Annotated in this window: 20 protein-coding genes; 16 read left to right on the top strand and 4 right to left on the bottom strand. The window is 46.9% G+C overall.

Going from position 1 to position 26655, the window contains the following annotated elements:
• Positions 1–98 precede the first annotated feature (98 nt).
• From I5M27_RS09690 to I5M27_RS09680, 3 genes are all read right to left on the bottom strand, one after another.
• Positions 99–680 (bottom strand): hypothetical protein, encoded by a 582-nt coding sequence (locus I5M27_RS09690; RefSeq protein WP_200506010.1) that lies wholly within the window; start codon positions 678–680, stop codon positions 99–101.
• A gap of 103 nt (positions 681–783) precedes the next feature.
• A complete protein-coding gene (locus I5M27_RS09685; RefSeq protein ID WP_200506009.1) occupies positions 784–1983 on the bottom strand; it encodes a homogentisate 1,2-dioxygenase in 1200 nt (399 codons plus the stop codon).
• Between the two features lie 853 nt (positions 1984–2836).
• On the bottom strand, positions 2837–4498 hold the full coding sequence (locus tag I5M27_RS09680) for a S41 family peptidase (RefSeq protein WP_200506008.1): 1662 nt from the start codon (positions 4496–4498) through the stop codon (positions 2837–2839).
• A 471-nt stretch (positions 4499–4969) separates the two neighbouring features.
• On the opposite strand from I5M27_RS09680, the gene ruvX reads away from it, so the two are divergent.
• The 16 genes from ruvX (at position 4970) to I5M27_RS09600 (ending at position 17530) form a co-directional block, all read left to right on the top strand.
• Positions 4970–5386, top strand: coding sequence for a Holliday junction resolvase RuvX (ruvX, locus tag I5M27_RS09675; RefSeq protein WP_200506007.1), 417 nt, complete (start codon positions 4970–4972; stop codon positions 5384–5386).
• On the top strand, positions 5383–5970 hold the full coding sequence (gene def / locus I5M27_RS09670; RefSeq protein WP_200506006.1) for a peptide deformylase: 588 nt from the start codon (positions 5383–5385) through the stop codon (positions 5968–5970). The genes ruvX and def overlap by 4 nt, the downstream gene beginning before the upstream one ends.
• Positions 5971–6192: 222 nt before the next feature.
• The gene (locus I5M27_RS09665) at positions 6193–6543 is read left to right on the top strand and encodes a hypothetical protein (RefSeq protein ID WP_200506005.1); all 351 of its coding nucleotides are present in this window, start codon (positions 6193–6195) and stop codon (positions 6541–6543) included.
• A 161-nt stretch (positions 6544–6704) separates the two neighbouring features.
• Complete coding sequence (locus I5M27_RS09660; RefSeq protein WP_200506004.1) at positions 6705–7070, top strand: DUF2200 domain-containing protein; 366 nt, start codon at positions 6705–6707, stop codon at positions 7068–7070.
• A gap of 81 nt (positions 7071–7151) precedes the next feature.
• Positions 7152–8063 (top strand): DoxX-like family protein, encoded by a 912-nt coding sequence (locus tag I5M27_RS09655; RefSeq protein WP_200506003.1) that lies wholly within the window; start codon positions 7152–7154, stop codon positions 8061–8063.
• 271 nt (positions 8064–8334) lie between these two features.
• A complete protein-coding gene (locus I5M27_RS09650; RefSeq protein ID WP_200506002.1) occupies positions 8335–9012 on the top strand; it encodes a DUF4166 domain-containing protein in 678 nt (225 codons plus the stop codon).
• Between the two features lie 39 nt (positions 9013–9051).
• Positions 9052–9822 (top strand): fatty acid desaturase, encoded by a 771-nt coding sequence (locus I5M27_RS09645; RefSeq protein ID WP_200506001.1) that lies wholly within the window; start codon positions 9052–9054, stop codon positions 9820–9822.
• 141 nt (positions 9823–9963) lie between these two features.
• Positions 9964–10641, top strand: coding sequence for a hypothetical protein (locus I5M27_RS09640; RefSeq protein ID WP_200506000.1), 678 nt, complete (start codon positions 9964–9966; stop codon positions 10639–10641).
• A 55-nt stretch (positions 10642–10696) separates the two neighbouring features.
• Positions 10697–11287 carry an HD domain-containing protein gene (locus I5M27_RS09635; RefSeq protein WP_200505999.1) on the top strand — a complete coding sequence of 197 codons (591 nt, stop codon included), beginning with the start codon at positions 10697–10699 and terminating at the stop codon, positions 11285–11287.
• Positions 11288–11486: 199 nt separating this feature from the next.
• Complete coding sequence (locus tag I5M27_RS09630) at positions 11487–12614, top strand: site-2 protease family protein (RefSeq protein ID WP_200505998.1); 1128 nt, start codon at positions 11487–11489, stop codon at positions 12612–12614.
• A gap of 26 nt (positions 12615–12640) precedes the next feature.
• Positions 12641–13282, top strand: coding sequence for a class I SAM-dependent methyltransferase (locus tag I5M27_RS09625; RefSeq protein WP_200505997.1), 642 nt, complete (start codon positions 12641–12643; stop codon positions 13280–13282).
• The gene (locus tag I5M27_RS09620) at positions 13283–13591 is read left to right on the top strand and encodes a GNAT family N-acetyltransferase (protein WP_234462473.1); all 309 of its coding nucleotides are present in this window, start codon (positions 13283–13285) and stop codon (positions 13589–13591) included.
• A gap of 131 nt (positions 13592–13722) precedes the next feature.
• Positions 13723–14337, top strand: a complete 615-nt coding sequence (locus I5M27_RS09615) for a hypothetical protein (RefSeq protein WP_200505996.1) — start codon at positions 13723–13725, stop codon at positions 14335–14337.
• Positions 14338–14656: 319 nt separating this feature from the next.
• Positions 14657–15058: a DUF7674 family protein gene (locus I5M27_RS09610; protein WP_200505995.1), complete on the top strand. Its 402-nt coding sequence runs from the start codon at positions 14657–14659 to the stop codon at positions 15056–15058.
• Positions 15059–15143: 85 nt separating this feature from the next.
• Positions 15144–16319: an erythromycin esterase family protein gene (locus I5M27_RS09605; protein ID WP_200505994.1), complete on the top strand. Its 1176-nt coding sequence runs from the start codon at positions 15144–15146 to the stop codon at positions 16317–16319.
• Positions 16320–16504: 185 nt separating this feature from the next.
• Positions 16505–17530: a zinc dependent phospholipase C family protein gene (locus I5M27_RS09600; RefSeq protein WP_234462472.1), complete on the top strand. Its 1026-nt coding sequence runs from the start codon at positions 16505–16507 to the stop codon at positions 17528–17530.
• Positions 17531–17717: 187 nt separating this feature from the next.
• On the opposite strand, the gene I5M27_RS09595 is transcribed toward I5M27_RS09600, so the two are convergent.
• The gene (locus I5M27_RS09595) at positions 17718–26150 is read right to left on the bottom strand and encodes a T9SS type A sorting domain-containing protein (protein ID WP_200505993.1); all 8433 of its coding nucleotides are present in this window, start codon (positions 26148–26150) and stop codon (positions 17718–17720) included.
• Between the last annotated feature and the right edge of the window lie 505 nt (positions 26151–26655).

Raw genomic sequence — 26655 nt, 5'->3', positions numbered from 1 at the left:
AGGGTTTTAACGTAAAAAAGTCTTTCCCCGCTGCCAGAAAGTTCTGGAGCCGGAAAAGACTTTTCATACGCAAAACCTGCCGGGCAGGGTTTACAAATTTATTTGAGTGGGTTGGCCGTAACGGTATACGTAATACGGGCGGTAATACTCAGATCGCTGGTTACCTGCCGGCGCATTTTATAATCTTTCAGGATCAGGGCATACTCGCCGGCTTTCACGTATTTCACTACGCTGGCATCGGTTGGGGTAAACACCAGTTTTTTGCCCACGTTAGTTGGAATAGCGCGGTTATAAGCCATGAGCAGCGGGTTGGGATCATCCTTATCCATGGCAATATAAATATCTACTTTTTCCAGGAAACTGAAATCTTCGGTTGCGTTATCGGGCATGGTTAAATACACTTCACGCACCCGGATATCCGTTACCAGGCTGGTACTGGTGTTGTTTTCGCGGAAATCAGCCTCGGTATCGCCGGCCACACCGCTTACCGGCAACGGAAAATTAAAGCCGTTTGACGAGGCCGTATAAGCCGCATTAATTTCATTTTTCGTAGCTACAAATTCCTTCTCATTTTTAATATCGAAGCTGAAAATTTTATCTACCGGATCTTCTTCTTCTTTCTTACAGCCCGAAAATACAGCTACAAACAGCATCAATAATAAATAGTACGACTTTTTCATATGGCATTCAGCATGAAAGGTTTAAAATAAAGAAAGCGGAGTTAAATATAAACATATCCAACTCCGCCTCCAAATTTTTCAACAAATGTTACCGCGTTTTGTTTTAATCCATCATATCGGCCGCGCGCGGCGGATCGGTATGCCCATCCTGCCAGCTCATCGGGTATTTTTCGTCTACGTATTGCATTGCCTCTTCCGTTAAGTAAAGCGGCTTGAACGTATCGATCATCACGGCCAGTTCTTCGGTAGCCACTTTGCCAATACTGGCCTCTATCGTGCCCGGGTGTGGCCCGTGGGTAATGCCGCTCGGGTGTATGGTAAACGAAGCAATATCAATGCCTTTCCGGCTCATAAAATTGCCGGCTACATAATATAAAACCTCGTCGGAATCTACGTTGGAGTGGTTATACGGCGCCGGAATGGACTGCGGGTGATAATCGTATAAACGCGGCACGAACGAACAGATCACAAAGTTATGCGCCTCGAAGGTCTGGTGTACGGGAGGCGGCTGGTGAATGCGGCCGGTTATGGGTTCAAAATCGTGAATAGAGAAGGCATACGGGAAGAAATAACCATCCCAGCCAACCACATCCAGCGGACTGAAATCGTAGTAATACTGGTGTAAAAACCCTTCGCGCTTGATCTGCACCAGGTATTCGCCTTTTTCGTCTTCGTGCACCAGTTCGCTTGGCGCCCGCATATCGCGCTCGCAAAACGGCGAATGCTCCAATAACTGGCCAAAATGGTTGCGGTAGCGGCGCGGTGTTTCTACCGGGCTGAAAGATTCGATTATCAGCAAGCGCACCTGCCCTTCGTTGAAGCGGAATTTATGAATAATGGTACGCGGAATTACCAGATAATCGCCCGGCCGGAATTCGATCCGTCCCATCTGGGTAAGCAATTCCCCCGAACCTTCGTGCACAAAAACCACTTCGTCGGCAATGGCATTTTTGTAGAAATACGCCATCTCCATTTCGCTCGGATTACAAATGCTGATCGCGCAGTCGTTATTCGCCATCATGGTGCGGCGCGCTTTCAGGTAATCGGTCCCGGTGGTTTTTTCGCCTAAAGTACGTAAGTGGCTCGGCGCATATTTTGCTTCCTTGGCCAGCTTATAACTGAACGGTACCGGCTCGCCGATGCGCTCGATTTTGGTTGGCGGATTTTTATGGTAAAGCAACGAAGAAACCCCGCTGAAGCCCAGCGTACCCACCAGCTGTTCGGCGTATAAAGTGCCGTCCGGCTGCCGGAATTGCGTGTGCCGTTTGTGCGGAATGCTTCCTAATTTATGATAAAATGGCATAACAGAAAGGTTTAAGCAAGTAGTAAAAAACGGCAGCGTTTACAGGTTAAAAACTCTTCCCCCAAAAACGCTACTATTTCTGCCCTTAAAAGTACGGCTAAATTTGGGAAAATGGAATGACGAAAAGTTAAAAACGCAGAAATATTCGTCATGTTTCATGGACAGAGAATTTATAATTAACAAGTCACGTTCAGGACCGGGGCTTATCTGAATTGGGATTTTAAGAAAAGACCACGTCCAACCCCTTCTTGAAAAGGGGGCTTTTTTCTTCAGTAGTATCGTCAGCTAAAGCAGACGGCCATGAAGTTGTCTGAATTGGGATTTATCAGATTAGGGGATTAAAGGATCAAATTTTTGTCCCCCCTTGTGGGTGCCCTTTCACATTATCCGTTTCCACGCATATCGCCAGCGCAGCGTTTCCTGAAAATCACGTTATCCGGGAAACTAAATAAAAGAAAGCCCACTACAAAGGAAACTGACACCAGTTTCTGCGTGCGCGGCCTCCTATTCATACGGTGCCTTTAGGCAGGCCGCAAGGCCAGTTTGAATAGAAGACGCGAACGCAGAAACGAAGCCACCCGGCTTGAGGGAGAAAGCTCTTTTGAAAGTTAAAAGTTATGAGTTCAGAGTTAAAGCTCACTATGAAAAAGAGAAGCGAAAGGTCCTCCCCTGTTTTTAGCTATTTAGGTGAGGTAAACCCTATGCTTTCAAGCCCAAAAACTCAATAGCAAACTTCAATGCCACTCCGAAGATATCCCTCCTGCCGTCGGGATGACAAAATAAAAACGGTATGCTTCAGACCTTAAAAACCACCACTCCCAGCAACCATTTTCGCTAAAATTTAAAAAGAGCATTATTGCTTAACTCCCAAACCCTGCACCTGCCCTTTATTCAATAACTCCGCATCGGGAAAACGCTTGAGCGCCTCCTGCAATTCCGGGTCTTTTTCGTGGAAGATCGGGAAGAAACCAACCGGCCCGTAAACGCTACGCGCAATAGAAGCCTTAATATTATTCACGATCAGGTTTTTAGAGCGTTTAAAATCTTTCTCTACGTACGGAATTTTGGCCTGCTCTGCTTCCTTAACAAAGTCTTTCAGCATCTTATCTGTTACCGTAAAACTGCGCTGGAATTCAGCCAAAGGCATTTTCTTAAAGCTTTTGCGGTTATCGCGGTAGTAGTTGAGGGCAAATTCGCGGATCACGTTCTTGCTGTAAAGCTCGGTGAGGTAATGAGAATTCTCGGAAGTATCAGGGGCTACAAAAACGTCGGGCATGATGCCACCGCCGCCGTAAACAATGCGGCCGCGCCGGGTTTTGTATTTCAAAGAATCGTCGAAATGAATGCTGTCGGGGTTAAAAATTTCACCGTGTTGGGCACGCTTCATAATATCCGATTCGTAATCTTCCAGGCCATTTTTATACGATTTCTGAATGGAGCGGCCACTCGGCGTAAAATACCGCGAAATGGTCAGGCGCAGTTCCGAACCATCGTTGAGCGGAATAGGCATTTGCACCAGCCCTTTGCCAAACGAACGCCGCCCCACGATCAGGGCACGGTCGTTATCCTGCAGGGCGCCGGCCAGAATTTCGGAAGCCGAAGCACTGCCTTCGTTGATCATGACCACCAAAGCCCCGTGTTCAAAATCGCCGCGGTGTTGGGAATAGGTTTCCGAATCGTATTTATCGCCTTTGCCGTCGGTATACACAATCCTTTTGTTTCCGCTCAGGAATTCGTCGGCAATTTTGGTGGCGCGGTCCATGTAACCGCCCGGGTTATCGCGCAGATCGAGCACCATTTGTTTCATCCCTTTTTTGCGCAGATCTACCAAGGCCGACTTAAATTCATCGAAAGTGTTAGCAGAAAAACGGTTGATCTTGATGTAACCCGTGGTCGCATCGATCATGTAACTTACATCTACCGAAGTAGTGGGAATTTTATTGCGGGTAATGGTATAGGTAAGCGGTTTTTTGGCTTCTTTGCGCTGAATGGTAAGCGTAACTTTGGTGCCTTTCGGGCCGCGCAGTTTTTCAAAAACACCTTGGTTAGAAATGTTTATGCCGGCCACGTTCTCGCCGTTCACTTTCAGGATCCTGTCGCCGGCCTGCAAACCCGCTGATTCTGAAGGGCCGCCGCTGATCGGGGCAATGACGTAAATGGTATCCTGAAAAATGTTGAATTCCACGCCAATACCGTCGAAATCGCCTTCCAGGTAAGAATTGGCCAGCTGCATTTCTGCGGCCGGAATGTAGGCCGTGTGCGGATCAAGTTTCTCAAGCATTTTGCTGATGGCGTAATCAGAAAGGTCGTCGGTGTTCACCGAATCAACATAATCGCGGTCTATGTAACTCAGAATATCGCGGAACTTGAGGTATGCTTTGGAAATGGAAGCTGCATTTTTACTGTCGGTAGGTTTAAATGAATTCGCCCCGATGAGCATGCCAAATGCCATGGCTGCCGCCACCAATAACGGCAACCTTACCTGGAACTTCGAATTTTTTATTTCATCAGCCATACAGCAGCGGCTTGTTTATTTATTAGAAAACCGGCATTTCCGGACATTAACAAAGCTATGCAAAAAACGCCAGATTCGGCAGCATTTATACCTTAACTTCTTTCCGGCTTTTTCGGTTTCATTCCCCCTGGCTCCGGCGGCTTTTAAAAGTGCTGAAAAACCCGGTAAAATTCACTTTTTCAGGCTGAAACCATAGCGTTTCGGGATCACGGATTTTACAAATCATTGGATTGCGCAGGTTTTCAGGCCAAAGGTTGCTGCCTGGAATAGCAGATGAAAGGCTTCGAGTTTTTTGCCTGGAAACCATAGCGTTTTTCACGTTCCAAAACTTCACATATCTCTAAGACCTGGGAAGTTATGCTGGAATTTCCGGGCCGCAAACGCTATGGTTTCCGGGGCAAAAACTGCTGCCGTGCATTCTCCCGGAAAAATCCGTAATTTTGCAGTTTAAAGCAATTAACCCAAAACCACGTGGCGCGCATCCTGGCAATAGATTACGGCAATAAACGCACCGGCCTGGCCGTTACCGATCCGCTGCAGATCATTGCCAACGGCCTGGAAACGGTGCCCACGCATACGCTGCTTACCTTCCTGAAAAACTATATTCAGAAAGAAGCCGTGGAAGCCATTGTGGTAGGCATGCCCAAGCGGCTCGACAATACGCCCACCGATACCACCGCCGCGGTTACCGGCCTGGTGCGCAAACTGAAAACCGAATTTCCGGCCCAGCAAATACACGTGGTAGACGAACGGTTTACTTCTAAAATTGCCTTTCAGACCATGCTGGCCGGCGGCCTGAAAAAGAAAGACCGGCAAAACAAAGCTACCGTAGATATGGTAAGCGCTACGATTATTTTACAGAGTTATTTAGAAAGCAAAGGATTATGATATACCCGATTGTTGGCTACGGCGACCCGATTTTAAAAGCCAAAACCGTCGAAATTCCGAAAGATTACCCGGACCTGAAAAAGCTGGTAGCCGATATGTACGACACCATGTATTACGCGCATGGCGTGGGTTTGGCGGCGCCGCAGATTGGCAAAGGCATCCGTTTGTTCGTGATCGATTCGGCGCCCATGGAAGACGACGAAGACGAAAAAGGCAACAAGATCACCCCAAAACCGGGCCTGAAACGTGCATTCATTAATCCGCAGATAATTGCCGAAGAAGGCGAGGAATGGGGTTTTAACGAAGGCTGCCTGAGTATTCCGGGCATCCGGGAGAATGTGTACCGCAAACCCATTGTAACGCTACGCTACCAGGACGAAGATCTTAACACCTACGAAGAAAAATTCGATGGCATGACCGCCCGCGTAATTCAGCACGAATACGATCACCTGGAAGGCATTCTGTTTACCGACCATTTAAGCCCCTTGAAAAGACGCCTGATCAAAGCCCGCTTAACCAAAATTACCAAAGGCGATGTGGATGCCGATTACAGAATGAAATTTTTCGGCGTAAAAGGAAGATAAGTTTTATTAGTAGTTTTTTATAGGGAAAGCCTACCGTTTTTGCGGTGGGCTTTTTTGTTTTTGGTTATTTTAATTGGTGTTAGTGAACCAATTTTTGGCACTTAAAAAAAACAACATACTTTAACAATCTATCAGAAAATTCTATAGTTTCAGCAGTAAATGAAATTTACGCCACAACGGATTCTGGTAAACTGTTTAACACTAATCTTAATTTAAATAGACATGAAAATTGTAATTTTAATTATTGCAGGAATTTTGATGACAATAGTATCATTTGGACAAAATACTAAAAGTCCATCAGAGCCAATGGAGTACATAAAGAAAGAAACCATTGGAGGGAGACTCGACTTTAATTCAAAATTGGAAAAAGAAAACAAGAATTTATATCTGTTTGACGGGATAGCATACAATAAAAAAGACTTTGCCATTTTCTTGTGGGGCCAAGCAGTAAATAGAGCAGGAATTTCTTCCAGTAAAGAAGCAGCAAAACTTTGGGAGAATATCTATACACGGGAATTAACCGAACCAGAGGAAAATGCTTTAATAAGAGGATTTGATGCCAAGCTTGAATAATTTTACAGTTTAGGATAATACAAAGTTATTCACCTTGAATTATCCACTTTTTTTACCCAGAAGCCTACCGTTTTTGCGGTGGGCTTTTTTGTTTTTACAGGATTATGATTTTAAATTAGAACGGCTAAAATAATTCCAGAAATTTACATGAAACAAAACCCATGAAAATAACCCCCGAACATAACGAACGCATGGCCAGCATGACCTTTGCTTCGGTTTATCCGCATTACGTAGCAAAAGTGGAAAAGAAAGACCGCACCAAAGCAGAACTGCACCAGGTAATTGAATGGCTAACCGGCTTCGACGATCAAAAACTGGAAGAACTGATCGCTGAAAAAGCCACCTTTGAAACCTTCTTTCAGCAGGCAAACCTGAACCCAAACGCGCATTTGATAACCGGGGTAATTTGCGGCTACCGGATAGAAGAAATAGACAATGCCTTAACGCAGCAGGTGAGATATTTAGATAAACTGGTAGATGAGTTGGCGAAAGGCAGAAAAATGGAAAAGATCCTGCGAAGCGCCTGATAGCTTCAGTGGTAAAATATCCGCCGGCTGGTAACAGCAAATTGGTAACGCAGCACTTTTTTCCCTACCTTGGATACCGTTATGAAGCGCGATCCGATCTACGTAGAAACTTTTATGCACACCAGCCTGGAGCGGGTTTGGGAGTTTACCCAGACACCCGAAATTCACCAGGAATGGGACCTGCGCTTTAACCGGATCGAATATTTACCGAAGGAAACCGAAGACGCGCCGCAGCATTTTCTCTACGAAACGCAGATCGGGTTTGGCATCAAGGTATCGGGGAAAGGGAAAAGTACCGGCACGCACAGCAAAGAAACCGGCGAAAGTACATCGGCCCTTAAATTCTGGAGCGACGAACCCATTTCACTCATCAAAACCGGCTCCGGCTACTGGAAATACATTCCCGAAAACAACGGCGTTAAATTCCTGACCTGGTACGATTACCAGACCCGCCACGGCTTTTTCGGCAACCTCATCGATAAGTTTTTGTTTCGTCCGCTTATTGGCTGGGCTACGGCCTGGAGCTTCGATGCGCTGAAAATGTGGCTCGAACGCGGGCAGCATCCGCGCTTAAGCAAAAAGCTGCTTTTCGTTCTGATCCTTTCCAATTTCCTGATCGCGTTAACCTGGCTTTATCACGGCATCGTGCCTAAACTCATGTATATGGAAACCGGCGAACTGGAAATGCTCACGGCTTCGGGCATGTTTACCGGCTACGAAAAAGAAGGCGTTTACGCGGCGGGAATTGCCGAAATCTTTTTCGGAATAGCTTTTTTATTTTTTGGCCGGTGGCGGCTTTTGCATTACCTGAATATTTTTTCCTTGCTGATTCTGGGTGGCATTGCGCTGGTTGCGAAACACGAAGTTTACCTGGCGCCTTTCAACCCGGCCACTACCAGTTTCGGCGTAATTGGCTTATCGGTAATTGTGCTGAGTTTGCTGAAATTTACGCCCAGCGCCGCCAATTGTAAACGCAAACCGGATCGGAATTAAACTATTGAAGAAAGTCTCTCTCTGGAGGGGTTTGGGGAGGATTTTCACGTTATTTGATTGACGTTTTTGCGTCATCCCGACCTTGGGAGGGAACTATCGCGTACCGAACCCGCAAATATATATCGCGAACGGGAGCGCTAGGAATTTATCGCTCAGTCGCTCAAAATTCCATAGGAGTACGCATAAGTTTCTTCGACAAGCTCAGAATGACCAGAAAGAGATGCCGCAATAATTAGAAACCCGCAATAATTAATTGCAATTGAAAGCAACCATGTCGATCTATAAAAAATACCTGGGCAGCGACTTTGACCAACTGCACCCGAAAATGCAGCAGCGTTTCAGCATGAGTACTGAAAACGGGCTGGCCATGATCGGGCGGGGCAAAATGGAGCGCATCTGGAACGCCGGGTTACACGTGTTGCCTTTCCTGCATTTCGGTACGCGGCGCAACATCATGTTTCCGGAAACCGGGCAGGACATTCCGTTTACCATCGAAAATTACGCGTATAAAGACCGTTTCGGCCGGGAAACCGTAACCTGGATCCGCCAATTTCATTTTGCCAGAAAGAAGCGCCATTTCGATGCAACCATGATCTTCAGCGAACAGGAAAACCGCATTATAGATTACCTCGGCAACAAACAACACCTGGCCGTAGACATCGACATGAAAGTAAACCCGGATGGCAGCGTTACCATCCGATCGGGAAACCAGCGTTTCTACGAAGGGCCGGTGGCGTTCAGGTTTCCGGACATGTTTTCGGGCAATGCGGAGGTGAATGAAGCTTACGACGAAGCCGAAGATCTTTTCCGGATCAGCGTAAAAGTGAGCAACCAAACCTTCGGCGATATTTTTGGCTATAACGGTTATTTCAAAGCGGAATTCAAACATGTAAAGCCCGAAGAAATTCCGGCCTACGCCAAACCGCTGCGCGAAGAAAACCGCGAATAACCCGGAACTTTCCCTTATTTAACCGGTTTATCGAAAGACATGAAAGCAAAAAGCACCAGACCCGGCAACTTCACCTTAACCAAAGCGCAGCAAATGGTAGAAATTACGCGGCCCTGGGTTTTGCTGGCATTTTATATAGCGTTTGCATTTTACGGACTTTGGTGGCTGGCCATTGCGGCAGCTTTTGCCACCTGCCTGGCCGCTTTTGTGCAGCTTCATGATTCCATTCATAATTCGCTGGGGCTTTCCAAAAAAGGCCACGACCGGCTGCTGAGTTTAAGCGCTTTGCTCTTACTAAAAAGCGGCCACGCTCTGAAAGTTACGCACCTGCGCCACCACGGCCAATGCCTTTCCGACGACGACCCCGAAGGCGAACCGGCCAAATGGACGCTGAAACAGGTTTTCCTGAATGGTCCTTACCACATTTTTACGCTGCGGTTTGCTTCGCTGCGCATTGCGCCCAACACCCGGAACATGCAGCTTGCAGAAACGGCGGCTACGGCACTTTTGCTCGTCATTTTCATAGCGTTTTACTTCGTTTGGGGCTCGGTAATTGGTTTGGTTTACTGGGCCGTGGCGTTCGTGCTGAGTGCGCTAATGCCGCTCTGGGCTTCATACATTCCGCACAAAATGGCCAGCCGGAATCCGACGCGCATGCTGGGCGTAAAATCGGCCCGCTTCTGGACGCCCATCCTTTCTTCCTTCGCGTTTCACCATTTGCACCACACGTATCCCAAAGTACCCACGGCGCTGCTTCCGAAAGCCGCCCAGGAACTTCCCGAGCCGGAAGACCACGATCATTTCCATTAGTTTTCAGGCCGAAAAGGATAGCGTTCTGGTTTTAGATAATTGTTGTTACATTTGAGAAACATCGGCTTATCCGCCTAACGGTGGAGAGATAAGCCGAATAAATTCGGTATATACAGGAGTTGTACACAACCTTAATTAAGAATGAAATACTATATTATCTCCTATAGCGGCGGCACGCCAGGTGAAAGTGGAGAATCATGTGGAACCGAGTATAGTTTTGTGAATGCTTGCGAAGTTTGTGGAACGGGGGCAGAACCATTAAATAATTTAAAGGTTAAAGGAGTTGCAAAAACAAAAAAAGAGTTCTTTGAAACTCTTGATGGTGATTGGTTGATAAGCAAAAACCTTTATAACCGAATTAGAAAAGATATAATAGATTTTAATTTATCCCAAGTAGTCGATAAAAAGAACAAGCCACTAGATTTTTACCATTTTTACTCCGCCTTTACTCTTCCTAAAGCTAATGAATGTTCAACTGGATTTACCCTAGAACGCCAATGCTCAGCTTGCCTACGAAATGGTTACTTCAACGATGCAATTATAGGAAATTTAGAGCTTAGAGTACCAACAACAATAATACCTTTAGATTTACACTATGACACTAAAGACTTTACAAATTTGCCCAATTCCGCAATTTATAAAACTTGGGAATGTACAGGGCTTTCTAACAAGGCTAATGTTGGGAATAGAGTAATTAGGTATGCTAGGCCATGGATTGTCGTGAACGATGACCTTAAATCAATATTGAATATATTTAAAGTCAAAAACATTCATTACGAAGAAATTACAATAAAAGACTGCGTACAACAACACCTATAGCACATTAAAACGTGCCCTAGCCAAATCCGTTATAATCAAATCTCAATATTCAATCATGCTTCCGGAAAGCCTCCTCCAACAAATTGCCTTCATCAAAGAAATAGACAAGCTCAAATACATTCAGCGGAAAACCCGGTTATTGAACAGCGACCGGCACGAAAACGATGCCGAACATAGCTGGCACCTGGCCATGATGGCCATCGTGCTAGCCGAACACGCCAACGAACCGATCGATATTCTGAAGGTTGTGAAAATGGTGCTGATCCACGACATTGTAGAAATAGACGCCGGCGACACCTTTATTTACGACACCCAGAAAAGCCATTCCAACGCCGATGAAGAACGCTTAGCGGCTAACCGCATTTTTGGTTTATTACCCGAAGAACAAGCCCGCGAACTCATTGCCATCTGGGAAGAATTTGAAGCCGGCGAAACCTCCGAAGCCAAATTTGCCCGCACCATGGACCGCCTGGAACCGCTGCTGCAAAACACCTCCAACAACGGCGGCACCTGGAACGAATTCGGGGTAGATTACAGTAAAGTGTACGCCAAGAAAAGCATCATGAAAGAAGGTTCTGCTACCATCTGGAATTACGCCGAAAAACTAATTAACGAGAGCGTTGAAAAGGGCATCCTGAAGAAATAACCGGAAGCTTATTATAGAAAACCCGTGAACTTCTTGAACCGGAAAATCAGGAACATCTATAGTTTTCAGGAGGAAAAGGATAGCGTTTTTTTAACGCTTGGAAAATCCAATGGTTTTTAGCGAAGATAGATAGTGTTTTAATTGTCCGTTTCGCTTAAATTTATAACATTAGCAACCTGAATTACAACAGGTTAAAAGGATGAAAAAAGTTTTGTTTTTCCTGGCCATGCTGGCTTTTGGAGGTTTACTTGGAGTTTCTATTGGCGCTTTAACCAAGAATGGTATTATTGATGTAAAAAGCCTTCATCCTTTGGCGGTGGTAGCGTATTTAATGCTGGCTTTTTACGTACAGATCATCATACACGAAAGCGGTCATCTGGTTTTTGGTTTGCTGGCAAAATTTAAGCTGTATTCTTTCCGGGTAAGTTATGTAGCCATTCAAAACGAGAATAACAAACTTAAACTAAAGCTCTTCAAAAATGCCGGCTACCTGGGGCTATGCATCATGATACCCACCCGTCAGAAAATGCCTAAAAGCAGTTTTATGCTGTATTTTGCCGGTGGTTTGCTCTTTAATTTCCTTTCATTTTTAATTTGTACGGCCCTTATTTTAGGAGGCGTTCTGAACGGACCATTTATTGCGGCTACGGCTTTTTTCGGGTTATTCTTTTTTATTACCAATGCCTGGCCTTTTACTAATAAAGGTAACCTGAAAACTGATGGATTGCATTGCTTTAATGCACTTAAAAACAATGCTGCCCACCAGGATAACCTCCATTTATTCTACGTAAATGCACTCCTTATGAGTGGCGTGCGTCCGGCTGAGCTTCCGAAAACGCATCTGGAACTGCATAACCAAACCTCCGACCCGGCTACCAAAGTGCATTTTCTGGTCTATGATTATTTTCATTACCTCGATATCAAGGATTTCCCGAAAGCGCTGTCCAGTATTCAGGAAGCGGAAAAATATCTCGATTCTTTTCCTAAAGCCCAGTTAAAAGAGATACAGGCCGAAGTTTTATTTGCTTATTGCTTTTTACAGACCAACCCGGAAAAAGCGCAGGAATTGTATTCTAAGATTAGCTCAAGGCTTGAAACCGACCATTCCGTTAGTGGATACCGCGTAAAAGCTGCTTACGAGCTTTTTATTACTACTAATGCCAAAAAAGGCCAGGAATTCATCGCCAAAGGGAACCAGGTGCTGCAGGAATATATAATGAAAGGTTTAATTCCGCTGGAAGAAACCCTGCTAACAGCGTTAACTCATAAACTCAACTTAGAAACCGCTTCTGTTTCTGAAGTAATTCAAACAGAAACGGAGATCTGATCAGAAGCTATCTATAAATACGTTTCATGAACCCCTACCAAACCACTTTCGAAACCTGGAACAAAGTAGCGTTGGCTTACCAGGAAAAGTTCATGGAGCTTGATCTGTACAACGATACCTACGATGCTTTCTGCGAACTCATCCAACAGCCCAGGGCCCGCATTTTCGAAATTGGCTGCGGACCGGGAAATATTACGAAATACCTGTTAGCCCAAAGACCCGATTTCCGGATCGAAGCCATTGACGTAGCCCCGAACATGCTGGAACTGGCCCGAACCAACAACCCGGCCGCGATTTTCAAGCAGCTGGATTGCCGGGAAATCGATACCATTTCCGGAACGTTCGACGGGGTGGTGTGCGGTTTTGCCATGCCCTACCTTTCCCAACCCGACTGCGCGAAACTGGTAAAAGATTGCGCCGCTTTACTGCCTGCCGGGGGCATTTTTTACGGCAGCGTGATAGAAGGAAACTACGAGCAATCGGGTTACGAAGCCAACAGCGCCGGCCATAAAATGTACGTTTATTATTACCAGGAAAGTTTTTTGGAAGCGCAACTGCAACAAAACAATTTCGAAACGGTACGGTTTTTCCGCAAAAAACTACCAAAAGCCGACGGCACAACTTCCACCCACCTGATCTTTATTGCCCGGAAAACCAGCGCTGCGTAATTGCGTACCAGAAAGCCACCAAACTTCCTCCGGATGCAGATTACCCACGACGAAAAATACCAGCAATTCACGATCGCTTTACCCGACGGCGACGAAGCCGAACTGGCTTATTCCAAACCTGCCGAAGACGTAATTTCTTTTACCCACACCTTTGTACCGGAAAATCACCGCAACCAGGGGCTGGCCGAAAAACTGATAAAAGCCGGCTTTGCCTACGCGCAGAAAAACAACTTAAAAGTAATTCCCGGCTGCGACGTGGTAGCGAAGTTTCTGCAGGTGCACCCGGAATACCAGCAATTCCTGATGTAACTTCCGGCCTGACCTTTTCCGGTTGACACTTAAAAAACGGTAGGGTTTCAGCTGCAAAAACTATCAATCAGTCCGGCCTTCATTCCGGCGCCCGCAGATTTCAGGTACAACTAACGGGTAAAGCGTTAAATTTGTGCTTTCGCCTGCGCATGGATTCCTGGGGTTATTTTTTAGTTTTTCTGCTTGCCTTTCTGGTAGATCTTATTCCGTTTGCCGGTCCGCCCGCCTGGACGGTGATGGTTTTCTGCCTGGTGGTTTTTAAGTTGCAGATCTGGCCGGTTTTGGTGCTGGGCGTAATTGCTTCCACGCTGGGCCGCTACCTCATGAGCCGATTTATTTTCCGGGTTTCAGGGCGTTTTCTGGAAGAAGAAAAAACGCAGGACCTCGCTTTTATCGGCCACAAACTGGAAGCCCACGGCTGGAAATCGCGCTTATTTATTTTCCTTTACACACTCACGCCGCTTTCTACCACAGCTTTGTTTACCGCCATTGGCATGGCCCGCGTAAGTGCCGCCAAAGCGCTGCCTGCCTTTTTTGCCGGCAAACTCATCAGCGACTGGCTCATTCTGGAAGCCAGCGATTACGTAGCCCAGGACCCGAAAGCCGCCCTCCAAAGCCTGTTCAGCCCGCAATTTATTTTCTATACCGTGCTGGGTTTACTGCTGGTAGCCTTCCTGCTCTTTGCCGACTGGCGTTTGTTGCTCGAAAAGAAAGAATTGCGCTTCAAATTCAACATCCTGAAGTAAAACTACTCAGTGCACGGAACTGGGAATTGCATTTTCACTACTCAAACCCTCCCTTTCCGGAATTGCCAACTGCGCTGCTTCCAAAGCAGAAGAACACGATCATTTCCGTTAGTTTTTAGCCGGAACGGATAACGTTTGCAACTTTAATACTTCCTTTCAGGAAATTGTTATTACAAGAAGAATTTATATATTAACCTAATTAAATATAGTATATTCGTTAATCCAGTTCCGTTTATCCACCTGACGGTGGTGGGATAAACGGAGTTATTACGGATATACAGTAGTTGGGAGTAATTGAAATTATGAATTGAATTAGGATATGACTCCAATTGATAGTAGAAAGGCTTTTGAAATTCTGGTCAAAAGTATTCCAGGAATGGAAGAAAGTTGGAAAGAATATGTAAAAAAGGAATACAAGAATGGAGAACAGCCTGAGTTTAACTATTTAGATATAAGTGAAATAAACTCAATAATTATAGAAAAATTTAAAAATGATCAGACGGTGGGATTTGATCAATTTTGGAGTGAAGTAGATTACTTAATTAATAATGGAGATTCTTTTACAAGCGAATTGATGATAATTGGGTTAATTGAGGGAATTCAAAATAAAGCAGGTTGGGAAAAATTAAATTATTATTCTGGATTTGATAAATGGCTTAAACCTACTACAAAAAAAGCTTGGGATGATTTGATTGACTTTTGGGAAAAGGAAAGGAATTAAAAACAATATCTCCCAACAAAACCTAAAGCACATTAAAACGTGCCATAGCCCAGCCCGTTGGGCTAAAACTAAAGAATGAGAAATTATGAAGATCTACCTTTTATTTTTATTATTAACAGTATTCTTCATCAAAGATGGTTTAGGTCAGCTTATAAGAGAAAAAGTTTATCTAAAACAACCCTCTTCACCAGCAAACCCTAGCTACAAGCAGCTAAAGCCTTACTTAAAAGATAAAAAGCTATTTATTGTTGGGGAAGCGAACCATGGCTCGCATGAGATGTTTAAAGTGAAAGAGTCATTTATAAAATATCTGGCTAAAGACTTGGCGTTAAAAGACGTGATAATTGAGGCAGACTTTGGCAGTTGCCTTATAATAAATGATTACGTTACCTGGAAAACGGAGGCGAATCCAGAAGAATTAATAAAGTTAATTAATGTGTGGCCCTACCGAACCCAGGAATTCGCAGATCTTATTTCCTGGATGCGGGAGTTCAACAAAAAAAAAAAGGCCGAAAAGCAAATAAACATCTGGGGAATGGATATGCAGCAGGCGTATCCGGCACTAAAAGTACTACAGGCTGAATTAGCCAAAACGGCGGGGCATGAGGTTCTTGCTATTCCTACGTTCAAAAATCAAATGGAAGAAATGCAATATACCATTGACGATTCCATTTTTACCAGGCTTTCCCAACTGGTAAACACGACCAGCCCCGATAAGCAACCGATCCTTAACCGGTGTCTGGAAGTGGTGAAAATGCATAAGAAAAACTTGGAGTTATATAAAGCGCGTAGTAATTACCGCGACCCATATAGAGACAGTTGCATGGCCGCCAATGTTGCCTGGATATACGCTAGCCTGAAAGCGGATAGTAAAGTATTTGTATGGGCGCATAATTCGCACATCCAGAAGATAAATAATAGTAGCATGCGGGAAATTTCAATGGGGTCCTTTTTGAACAATACCTTCGGTAAGCAGGCGTACTTTATTGGTTTCGATTTCAACCAGGGCACCTACATATATCCTCACCCAAGAGAAAAACCACGAACGGTTACTGCGCATGAATTGCATACTATTGCCCGCCTCTTAGATGGAGAAAAATTTGACCTGTGCTTTATTCCCTTCACGGCAGCAAATCAAGCAGTATTAGCGAATGCTGAAGGTATGCAATATAATGTGGGTGTGGTAAAAGGGAAACATACAGAACTGTATGATGCTATTTTCTTTCTTAACGAAGTAACTCCTGTAAAAATGTTGGATTAATGCAGCGCATAATTACTGGAGCAGTTTTCCTGATATTTCGTTAAATAAGAAATCCGGTTAAAATTGGGAGAAAACCTAAGTATAACCACAGCTAAAAATTGCCAAAGCACTTTTAACCCAGTACGTTAGCCAAAACTACTAAACTACCACAACCCAAACCAACCCATTCTCCGTAAGCAGCCAACATGAAACGTCTGCTGCTTTTCTTATTGCTAAACGCTATGCTTTGGCCTCAAAAAAGTATGGCCTGGGGGTTTTACGCGCACCGCCGCATCGACCGGCTGGCCGTTTTTACCTTGCCGCCGGAAATGATCGGGTTCTACAAAAAGCACATCGTTTACATTACCGAAACCAGCACCAAACCCGACAGCCGCCGCACGTTAGTCCCCGACGAAGCCCCGAAGCATTACATCGATCTGGACGTGTACGGCGACAGCGCGGTTTACAAATTACCGCGTTTCTGGAAAGATGCCGTGGCGAAATACACCGAAGATACCTTAATGGCGTACGGCATTGTTCCCTGGCACATCAACCTGATGAAATTCCAGTTAACCGAAGCCTTCAAAGCCCGCGATACCGATAAAATATTAAGGCTTTCCAGCGAAATGGGCCACTACATTGCCGATGCCTGCGTGCCGCTTCACACCACCCAGAATTACAACGGCCAGCTCACGAATCAGCGCGGCATTCATGCTCTCTGGGAAAGCCGTTTGCCGGAATTACTGGCGCATAATTACGATTTCTTCGTTGGCCGCGCCACGTACCTCGAAAATCCGCAGCTGCGCGCCTGGGATGCCGTTACGCGGGCGCACCTGGCTTTGGATTCGGTTTTGCGGTTTGAAAAAGAAGTTACCGAAAGTTTTGACGAAGACCGAAAATACAGTTTTGAAGACCGTAACGGTGTAAACACCCGCGTGTATTCCCGCGATTTCTGCGAAGATTATCACCGCAAACTAAATGGCCAGGTGGAGCGGCAAATGCGCTACGCCATCGCCTTAACCGGCAGTTTCTGGTACACCTGCTGGGTAGACGCCGGCCAGCCCGATCTGAATAAAATGGCCGGCATTTCCGAAAAAGAATTGCAAAACCTGAAAGAAGAAGCCAAGCCCCAGCCGCCGGTTTTACCCGTTCGGCCGGAAGCGGCTATTCCCCGCGCAAGGCCGCTACACGATCACGCGGACAGTTTATTTTTAAGCTGCGCCTTCCATTAAAACCCGAAATTTCTTTCATCCCTTACAAACACTTTTCAACCCAAAAACCATAGCATTTTGCTGATCGCGTATCAGGAAAACGCTATGGTTTCGGGCAGAAAAAGTATGGACATAAAACCCGGATCTGCGGCGCGGCCTTAAAACTGTTTCCGTCCTAAAGCAACTCTGCAGTGCGGTATTCCGGTTATTATTCTATGATCAGCTTTTTAATTCGCAGGCTTCCGTTCCGGTTCATTTCCAGCACGTACATACCCGCCGGCAAATGCTGCAGATCGAGCTTGTAATGCAGCTCATTCCCAGATTTTTTCAGCGTTTGCTTCCGGATCAATCTGCCTGTCAGGTCACGAACCATAAGGCTTACCTCGCCGGTTTTGCTGTCGGTAATTTCCAGGTTGAACAAGCCGCTGCCCGGGTTCGGATAAACCTTGATGCTGGTAGCCACCCATTCAGGACTTACGCCGGTTAAAGTTACCTGCACTTCCTGCGAAACGTCATTGCAGGCCCCATCCGTAACTTCTACTTTATACAAACCGCTGGCGGTTGGCTGGTGGGTTTGAGCAGTAGCACCTGGAATCATATTGCCGTTCAGGAACCATTTGTAAGTAGATCCGCTGGAAGCAATCAGCATGTTTCCGGTCTGTGTAATAGTGGCTACCGGCTTTGGCAGCACCGTGATCACGGTTGGCGCAGAAACCTGGTTGCAAACGCCGTTCACGCTCACTTCCACCCGGTAATTACCCGCTTGTTTGGCCATAAAAGTAGCCGCCGTAGCGCCCGGAATGGCAATACCGTTGTGCGACCACTGGTAATTCCAGCCCGAACCCGTTCCGGCCGTTAACGCCACAGAATCGCCGGCGCAGAAAGTGGCCGGACCGGTGTGGGATATACCGGCAACCGGCAGCGCATAAACGTTAATGTTCAGCGATTGCGAAGTATCGGCACAGCCGACTGCATTGGTTACCCGCAGCTGGTACTTCCCGGTCTGGCTGGCAATGAACGTTGGCTGGTTGGCCCCGGTAATATCGGCCCCGTTGTAGCGCCACTGGTACGTGCCCGAGGTAGTGGTAAACAAAGCAACACTCTGTCCCTGGCAAACATTGGTAGCACCCAAAGCATTTATCACCGGAACCGGACGTGCGGTAACCTGCACCTGCGCGGCAACTGAGCTCTGGCTGCAACCACCGGCATTGGTTTCCCGCAAGGTATAATTTCCGGCCGCAGTTACTACCAGACTGGTATCCGTTTTTCCAGCTAAATCCATACCGTTTAGCTGCCACTGGTAAGTATTGCCACTATTACGCGGCACTTTTAAAGTTACCGAATCGCCGGCGCAGAAGGTATAACCGGCCGCGCTGGAAATAAGCGGCGTTGGCAGCGGCACTTCCGCAATCTGAATGGCTGCCGAAGTGGTCAGACAGCCGTTTGCATTCGTGATTTCAACTGCGTAATTACCAATGGCATTTACCGGAAGGCTATCGGTAGTTTCGCCGGTAATAACCATACCGTTTTTCAGCCAGCGGTAGGTATAACCCGTTCCCTGCTGTGCATTTAAAACTACCTGGCTGCCGGTGCAGAAAGTAGTGTCGGTACCCAGACTGGCAATTGGCAGATTATGCACATTTACCGCTACTGTATCAGATTTCACGCAACCAAACAAACTGGTTTTCTTCACGCTATAAATGCCGGCCGTACGCATGGTCAATACCGAATCGGTACTCAGCAAGGTGCCGCTTAAGTCTTTCCATTCATAAGTAAACCCGGGCTGGTCATATGCATTCAGGATTATAGAATCGCCGGCGCAGATATTCTTCGGTGCCCCCAGATCTACAATTGGCAGCGGATTGAATTTCACCACTACGGTATCCTGTGAACTGCAGCCGGTAACCGGGTTGAAAACTCTGGCAATGATCGTGTCGGATTTTGTAACGCTGATGGTTTGAGTTTTTGCTCCGGTAGACCACAGGTAATTCAGTCCTGGTCCGGCATCCAGCACTACCGGCTGGCCGCAGCTGGTTTGGTCGGGCCCCAGGTTTACGGCCGGATTCTGACCAACCCGTATGGTAACCTGATCGGAAGCATCGCAACCGGTATTCGGATCCCAGACGGTAACGCTGTAAACGCCCGTTGTGCTTACCGTAATAGAATTGGTAGTAGCTCCGGTATTCCATAAGTAGATCATGTTCGGTTTTCCGGCTACCAGAATTTTACTGCCGCCCAGTTCCACGCAATCGTCGCCGCCCAGGTCTACCGTTGGCCTTTGCATGATCCGAACCCGGGCACTCCGGCTGTTATCATTCGGTTTCATATCGCCAGTCAAAACCGCCGTTGCAGTCAGATCGAAATTACCGCCGGCCATGGTACTGAAACCGGTAAAAGAGATGGTATCGGTGGTAAAGGCCGGGATCGAAATGAGTTGGGTTAAGGTAGTATCCTGGTTCACATCTATGTTGAGGGGAATATTGGCAAAGGCCAGCGGACCGTTATTGCGCACCACTACTTTTACCGGCTGCAACGTATCGGTACAGGCATTTATTTCAGGTTCCATAATAGCCAAAACCTGTGCGTCCAGACCAGTCATTTCTACAATTTCCACGTCATCCATTTCTGCCCAGAACATCCGGTTATCGCGGAAAGCTACAAAACGGACACTGATGGCCTGGCCCGCATAAGGCAACAGCGAAACCCAGGTTGGATCTGGCCAGGGATCACCGAAAATAGCCGTGGTGGTATTCAGAACCTGGATAGTAGTAAAAGTGCTGCCGCAATCAGTAGAAACCTGCACTTCCAGACGGCTGGAAGAACCTCCCGGGTTGAACGGAAAGTGTCCAATGCCATGCAAATATTCGGTTAACTTATAATTGAATTTCAGGAAGGTGGTATTGGTTGGCAGCTGTATGACCGGCGATTGCAGGGTGGCAGTATCTACCCCCTCTCCGTAAAAGCTTATTCTGCCTCCGGAAACGCTGCTGTGCGAGATTTTGAAACCTTTGTACTTCCAGGTTTTCAGGGAATCTATAACGGGCACGTTAAACGTTTCTTTATAAGGCAGCGCCAGCGGCGTATTCCGTTGCCTGATAAAGCGGGCCGTATCGGAAACCACCGTATTGCCTTGTTTCAGGAAGGTTTTAAAGGTATAGGCTCCCTGTTGGGTCATAGCAAAATTAGTGGCAAGCGTAAACCGTTTTTCGGCAAAAGCGGCAATACTACCGGTGGTTAAAGGCAAACTATAGTTTTGCGGGTTCGGGCCGGAAACAACTGCGTGCAGCGTGAGCGGGTTCTGGCTCAGATTGTAAGTGGCCGTTCCGTTATTCTTCAGGGTTAAAATAACTTTTTCTGCCGTAGTGCATCCCGTTTGCGGTTCATAAAGAGCCGTTACGGCCAATGGGCTTGGCAGTTCTTTTATTTCCAGGTTATCAATATTTACGTAATGGTCCTGCTGCAGCATTTTCACCAGCAAGCGCACCCGGATATTCTTTCCGGCAAAAGCACCCAGGCTGAACTGCATTTTCTGAAATGGCAGCGAAGGCAGCACCGAAGCGTTATCGAAAGCATACAAGGTCGTAAAGCTGTAACCGCAATCGTCGGAAACCTGCACGTAAACGCTGTCTTTAAAAGCTCCGTTCAGTAATTGAAACCCGGCGCTGCCACCACTAATGCCACTGAAGTGCCGGAAATCGAAAAGCAAAGCCGTATTGGCCGTTATATTGCCAAGTTTAGGCGTAGTCAGGTAGTTTACTATATTCCAGGTGTCGTACTGGTTTTTGAAAGACGCATACTTATTGGTGGCCAGCGGCGAGTGTTGGTTCGAAACTGTAAATCCGGCAGAATTGGTATATCCTGTAGCGTTAAAGTTGTTGAAGTTTTCCAGGAAAGGAATAGCCAGCGCGTTAGGGGTAATAATGCTTTGTGTTTTCTGGTTATTGGAAGCTATTGCATCGCCCGGCATCTGCAGATTTACCGCAAAATTATACGTGCCCGGCGCCGAAAGATCCAGTGGTTTGGCAAACCGGAATACCTGGGTAGCCTGGGCCAGTAATACGCCGCTGTTAATAACCAGCGTGTCTTTCCGGGTTATTCCTCCGGTAGCGTCCAGGACCAGGGTAAGCGGATTCACCGAAAAATCGACGTTGGTCGTATTCAGGTTTTTGATCTCGGCAGTAGCCTTACTGTTCTGGTTGCAATACGTATCCGGGGAGTAACGCACGGCCAGCACACCAAGATCCAGAGCCGTATTCACTTTTTGCCTGATCGTCAGGTTATCTAAAAGCGCTTTATCGCCGGCGCAAACCGCTACGCTGCTGTTATAGGTCCGGTTGGCAGTAGAAGACTGAAAGGTGATGGTGAATACCGTACCACCAAAAGCCGACAGATCCAGGGTATGGTTGGCAAAAGGGTCGCTGGAAGCGGTAACCGGATTGTAGTTAGGGCTTACCTGCACGCCGTTCACCAACACCCGGAACCAGCTGTCTTCCGGCAGGTTACAGTAGGTTTGTTTCAGGCTGAAAAGCAGTTCCGGCCGGCTAAGGTTCGTAGCATCTATGCACATAGAAGCCGAAACGATGTAGGTTTTATTCAGCTCCCAGGCATCGTAAGGCGTAACAGTTCCGCCCGGGCCGGTCTTCTTCCAGGCAACGCGCGGAGCATACCCATTCCATTGCCGCTGGCCGTCGTTAATAAAATTCACGGCGCCACTGGCAATATAAACATCAGCAAACGGAGGCTGATTTTTCAGCACATGCCCATGGTGCACCGATAAAACCAATTCCGGATCTATAATGCCATTAAAATTATTGGAATAAGGCGCAATAAATGGTGCTTTCCTTTCTACATAGTTTGGCAGGGTTTCTACGTTATTTACCACGTTCTGATCCTGAGGGTGATTTACCGCGCCGGTAAAATAGTGTTTAAAATTAGCATACAGGTTGGGGGCCGTCTGGAAATAATAATGCAGGGTATCGTGGGGCTGCAGGATGCGCTGAATGGTTTCGGTAACCGGAAGCTGGTTGGTTAAAGTATAGGAAACCGGAATGGAAGTTACCGGTGCAATACCAACATTTTTCACCACCATCTTTACCCGGTTGTTTCCGGCGCAACCGCTTCCCGGCACTACCAGTTCCTGCATGGCAAGATCTACCGGACCGGTATTCTTAATTTCAATATTATCGATTATGAAATGAGGGTAATAAGTTGCCAGGGTATCTATATGCAGTATAAACCGGAACTTTACATTCTGATGCCCGGCCACCGGGGTCAGGTCTATATAAGCTTTGTAGGCATTTCCTATCGGGCGGTAATTAGCACTGTCCAGGGTCCACAAAGAAACCGTAGACTGCCCGCAATTTACTAAAGCCTGTATTTCCAGTTTGTGCCTGGAGCCGGCAAAAGGGTGCGGTGGCGAAGGCAAACCGGAAAATTGCGGCACCGGGTCACCCCATAAGGTATTGTTGAGAAAATCATATAAGTCGAAGATCAACCGCGTATTGGGAGTTATTCCCTGAATAGGGGGCGTAAGGATGGTTTGCCGGCTTTTATTTTTTTTGTACGCCTGATGTTGATCGAAATACCGGGTGTCCGGCCTGAGGCTGTACGAATGCTGATCCATATTGCTTTCGCCTGGTTCTTCCAGCCAAACGGCCGTCATATTAGTGGAAAAGTCTTCAAAATAAGGCACTGTTTGCGCAGGGTCGGACCACTTAAAAGTTCTTACCGTATCGCGGGCATGGACAACATTGCCGGGCATGGTAGTAAATGCCTTGAAGTGGTGCATGCCACCCTGATTAAAATTATAATTGTTGGTTACCGTTACTATTATTGTCGAATCTACCGCCAGCGTTCCGGTATTTACCACAGTATTGTAGGAGCCAAACGTTAACAGCGCTTCCTTTAGGGTTACAGTAACCGGCGTTGCACTGAAATTCAGGGGCTGCGTGCCTTTATTATGAAGCTTTACAGCCAGCACCGAGGCACCGTTAAACCCGGCACATAGAGCGGTGGGCACAATAATTTCCTTAACATCTATATCTGCCCCCTGCGGTTTTATTTCAAAATTGTTAATATTCACCATCAGGCTGCTGTTATTCTGACTGCCGGCCACGATCTTGATCACTACATTTTTGCCGGCAAAGGCGGAAAGACTAAAGAACAGCTTTCTGAAACCGGATACTGCAACGTGATTCGAAGCATCCAGGCGGCCCAGCGAAGTATATGTTACCCCGCAGTCTACGGAAGCAAAGGCCTCTATATAAGCCTGGGTCTGCGCAAGATTGGCTCGGGTACTATCCGGGTTCTGGAAATAATAATCGAAGAACAGATGGTCGGTCGGTTTTACCGGGCCTATAGGCTGGGAAATGATATAAGCTGAATTCTTATCGCGGTGTAGTTGCGCCCGAAGGGCAGCATCTTGATGTTGGTAGAGATAATTTACTCTGAACTGACCGGTAAACCGGAGCCAGATGCTTCTGAAATCGGTATCCCAGATACTACGACTATCTGTAATATCCTGGGCTTTAATATAAAAAGGCGTAGGCGCGATACTTTTCACTTCTGAAGTTGACCGAATGGTATCGTTGCCCGGTTTTGAATCGATACCGGCTATGAGCAGTTTTCCGTAAGCTTCGTAGTGGTAAATGCCCTGCGCGTGCATATTGAAATTAGCAGGGTCAATTACAAAAACCGAATCGCCGTTTATCGGGATAACGCCTTTGCTGATCAGTCTGGTAAAAGTTTGCTTGTTGCCGTTCGGATCGGTGGTTTTAACGGTAACCTGGACTTTATTCACCGCCAGGTTCAGCACTTCCAGCCCCGCGTTGCTGAGCTTCACGCTAACCCCCTGGTTACCGCCGCATCTGTAATTGGTATTGCCTGGGCCTGCGCCAGTTATGGCAATGTCTACCGGGCGTACTTCCCTTACCCCGAAATTATCTATAAATAAAGTTACCGCAGGCGCGCCAACGCTTCTTATCATGAACCGCACTTTTACGTCGTGCCCCTGGTACTGGCTTAACGGCAGAAAAACCGATTTGTAGAAATCCGGCGAGGCGCCATCATTGGTAAAGAATTTGGTAGTGGAACTATCCAGCTGCATAAGGGTGCGGTAAGCGGTATCGCAATCGAGCTGTAGCTGTACATAAACTTTAGCTCCTCCTATGCTGGTAAAGGTCCGGTTGCCGTTATCGAGCCGGTAATCGAATACCACATACGTGTTGGAAGTGATGCCGCTAATTTTTGGAGATTGGGTGGAAAAATAGTTGACGCCCGCACCCAGGGCACCGCCAATTCTTGCTGCCCGGTTTGAGCCATAATAAGGCACTCCGGTTGAAGCCAAAGGATTAGGTCCCCAGCCAATAGCTGCTAATGGGTCCTGCCCCGATATAGCATTATTAAAATCCTGGAAATAAGGAATGGCCAAAGGCGCCGGCGGCGGCGTACCCGAAACGTTTACCGTTTGCACCAGCGTATTGTTAGACAAGCGCACATCGCCGGCCATGGTGGCAGAAATGTTAAAGGCATAAGCTCCGGTCACATCCATTTTCAGCCCGCCCGAAGGAAGCGTGGCTATAATAAAGGCATTGCCTTTCAGAATACCAGAGTTTAAAATGGTAGTATAGTTTCCAGTTTTGGGGCCGCTTAAGGCAATTTGTACCGTGATCGGGGTTTTGCTCAGGTCTACATCTTCTATGCTGCGGTTCTGGATCTTTACCGAAATAGAATTTACCGGATTACAGCCTTGCAAGGGATTGCTTAAACCGGCAACAGAAATATCGGGCTGGCCTTTTATCGTAAAATCATCGATGGCAAAACCATCGTGCTGGGCAGAACCGTTCGCTCTGAAAAGAATGCGAAAACGCACGTTATTCATGCCCGCCAAACCCGGAATACTGACTCTTACCGTATCCCAGCCATTACTGCCGCTGGTGCCGCTGCCGCTCCAGCCGGTGGTCTGGTTGGCCGGGCGGCTGTTCACGTTGCTGCTGTTGTACCAATCCGGGCCTAGAGCCCCTACCAGTTGCCAGGGGCCGCCAGCTACCGAACTTTGCAAAATAGCCCCATCCATATCAGTTTCGGCATCCCACCAGACTCTCATTTGTAATTCCGGGTCATAGAGATGCGTAAAATCGAAAGGCGGGCTTTGCAGCCAGGAATTTTCGTTGGCGTTATACTGCCCCGTTAAACCGCCGTTCATCCAGGCTTTGGTGCCCGAAGCCGCGCCGCTGATCACGTTTTTAGCCGGCGTGCCCCAAGCCCAACTGGAATTCGTACCGCCCGTGGTCCAGCCAATAATATTCTGCTCAAAACTCTGAAAATAAGGCAATTTAGGAGGTAAAACGGTAATGGTAACCGCCTGGCTGGAAGTAGTGCTATCGGCGCAGGTACCAATTACCACAAAAGTGGTGGTGGCCGAAGGCGAAGTTGTTACCGTAGCATTTTTGCTGCTGCTCAGCTCCTGCGAGGGCGCCCAAACGTAGCGCACTGCGCCGCTGGCCGTTAAGGAAACTGTTTCGCCCAGGTGAATGGTGGTGGCCGAAGCCGTAACATTTACCTGGCAATTCTGGGAAAAAGCCTGACCAGGGAAAAGCCACCAGGCAAGCGTTGCAAAAAGCAGTAGCAGGTTATTCTTCATAATACAGCAGTTTTTGGTTCTTTTTGTGCAGTTCAGAAAGGACTTAAAATGGCCGTTTCTGCGGAAATCAATTCCATGGAAATCCATTCAGCAATAGGTGTTATTTTGGCAATAGACAACAGTTTTCCTGTTACGGTTGCCCGGCATTTCAAAAAATAACAGATTTATTTCGCCCGCATTGAAGCGTGGAAAATACCGGAATAAAGAAAGATTGGGTTGGAATAGAAAAAGAAACAGGCTAGCCGGAAAGAGGCTAAGTGCGCTGCCAGAAAAAGCTAGGATTGGGGCACAAAAAAGTCAGCCGGATTTGCCCGGTGGCGTCTTCCCAGAAAACCCGGGAAGTAAACGCTGAAGAAAAACGCTATGCTTGTGGAGTGAAAAAGTCAACAGCAAACGAAACTGCCAACCCGAAGAGATTTGGCTCCGCCGAACTTACGTTTCTCTTAACGTCGGGATGACGAACTGAAAACGGTATCATTTTTAGCTAAAAAACTGCTGACCTATG

The organism is Adhaeribacter terrigena, from assembly GCF_016623615.1.
GTDB lineage: Bacteria > Bacteroidota > Bacteroidia > Cytophagales > Hymenobacteraceae > Adhaeribacter_A > Adhaeribacter_A terrigena.
Note: the sequence above shows the minus strand (reverse complement) of the source record. Positions and strands in the feature narration are given on the sequence as shown.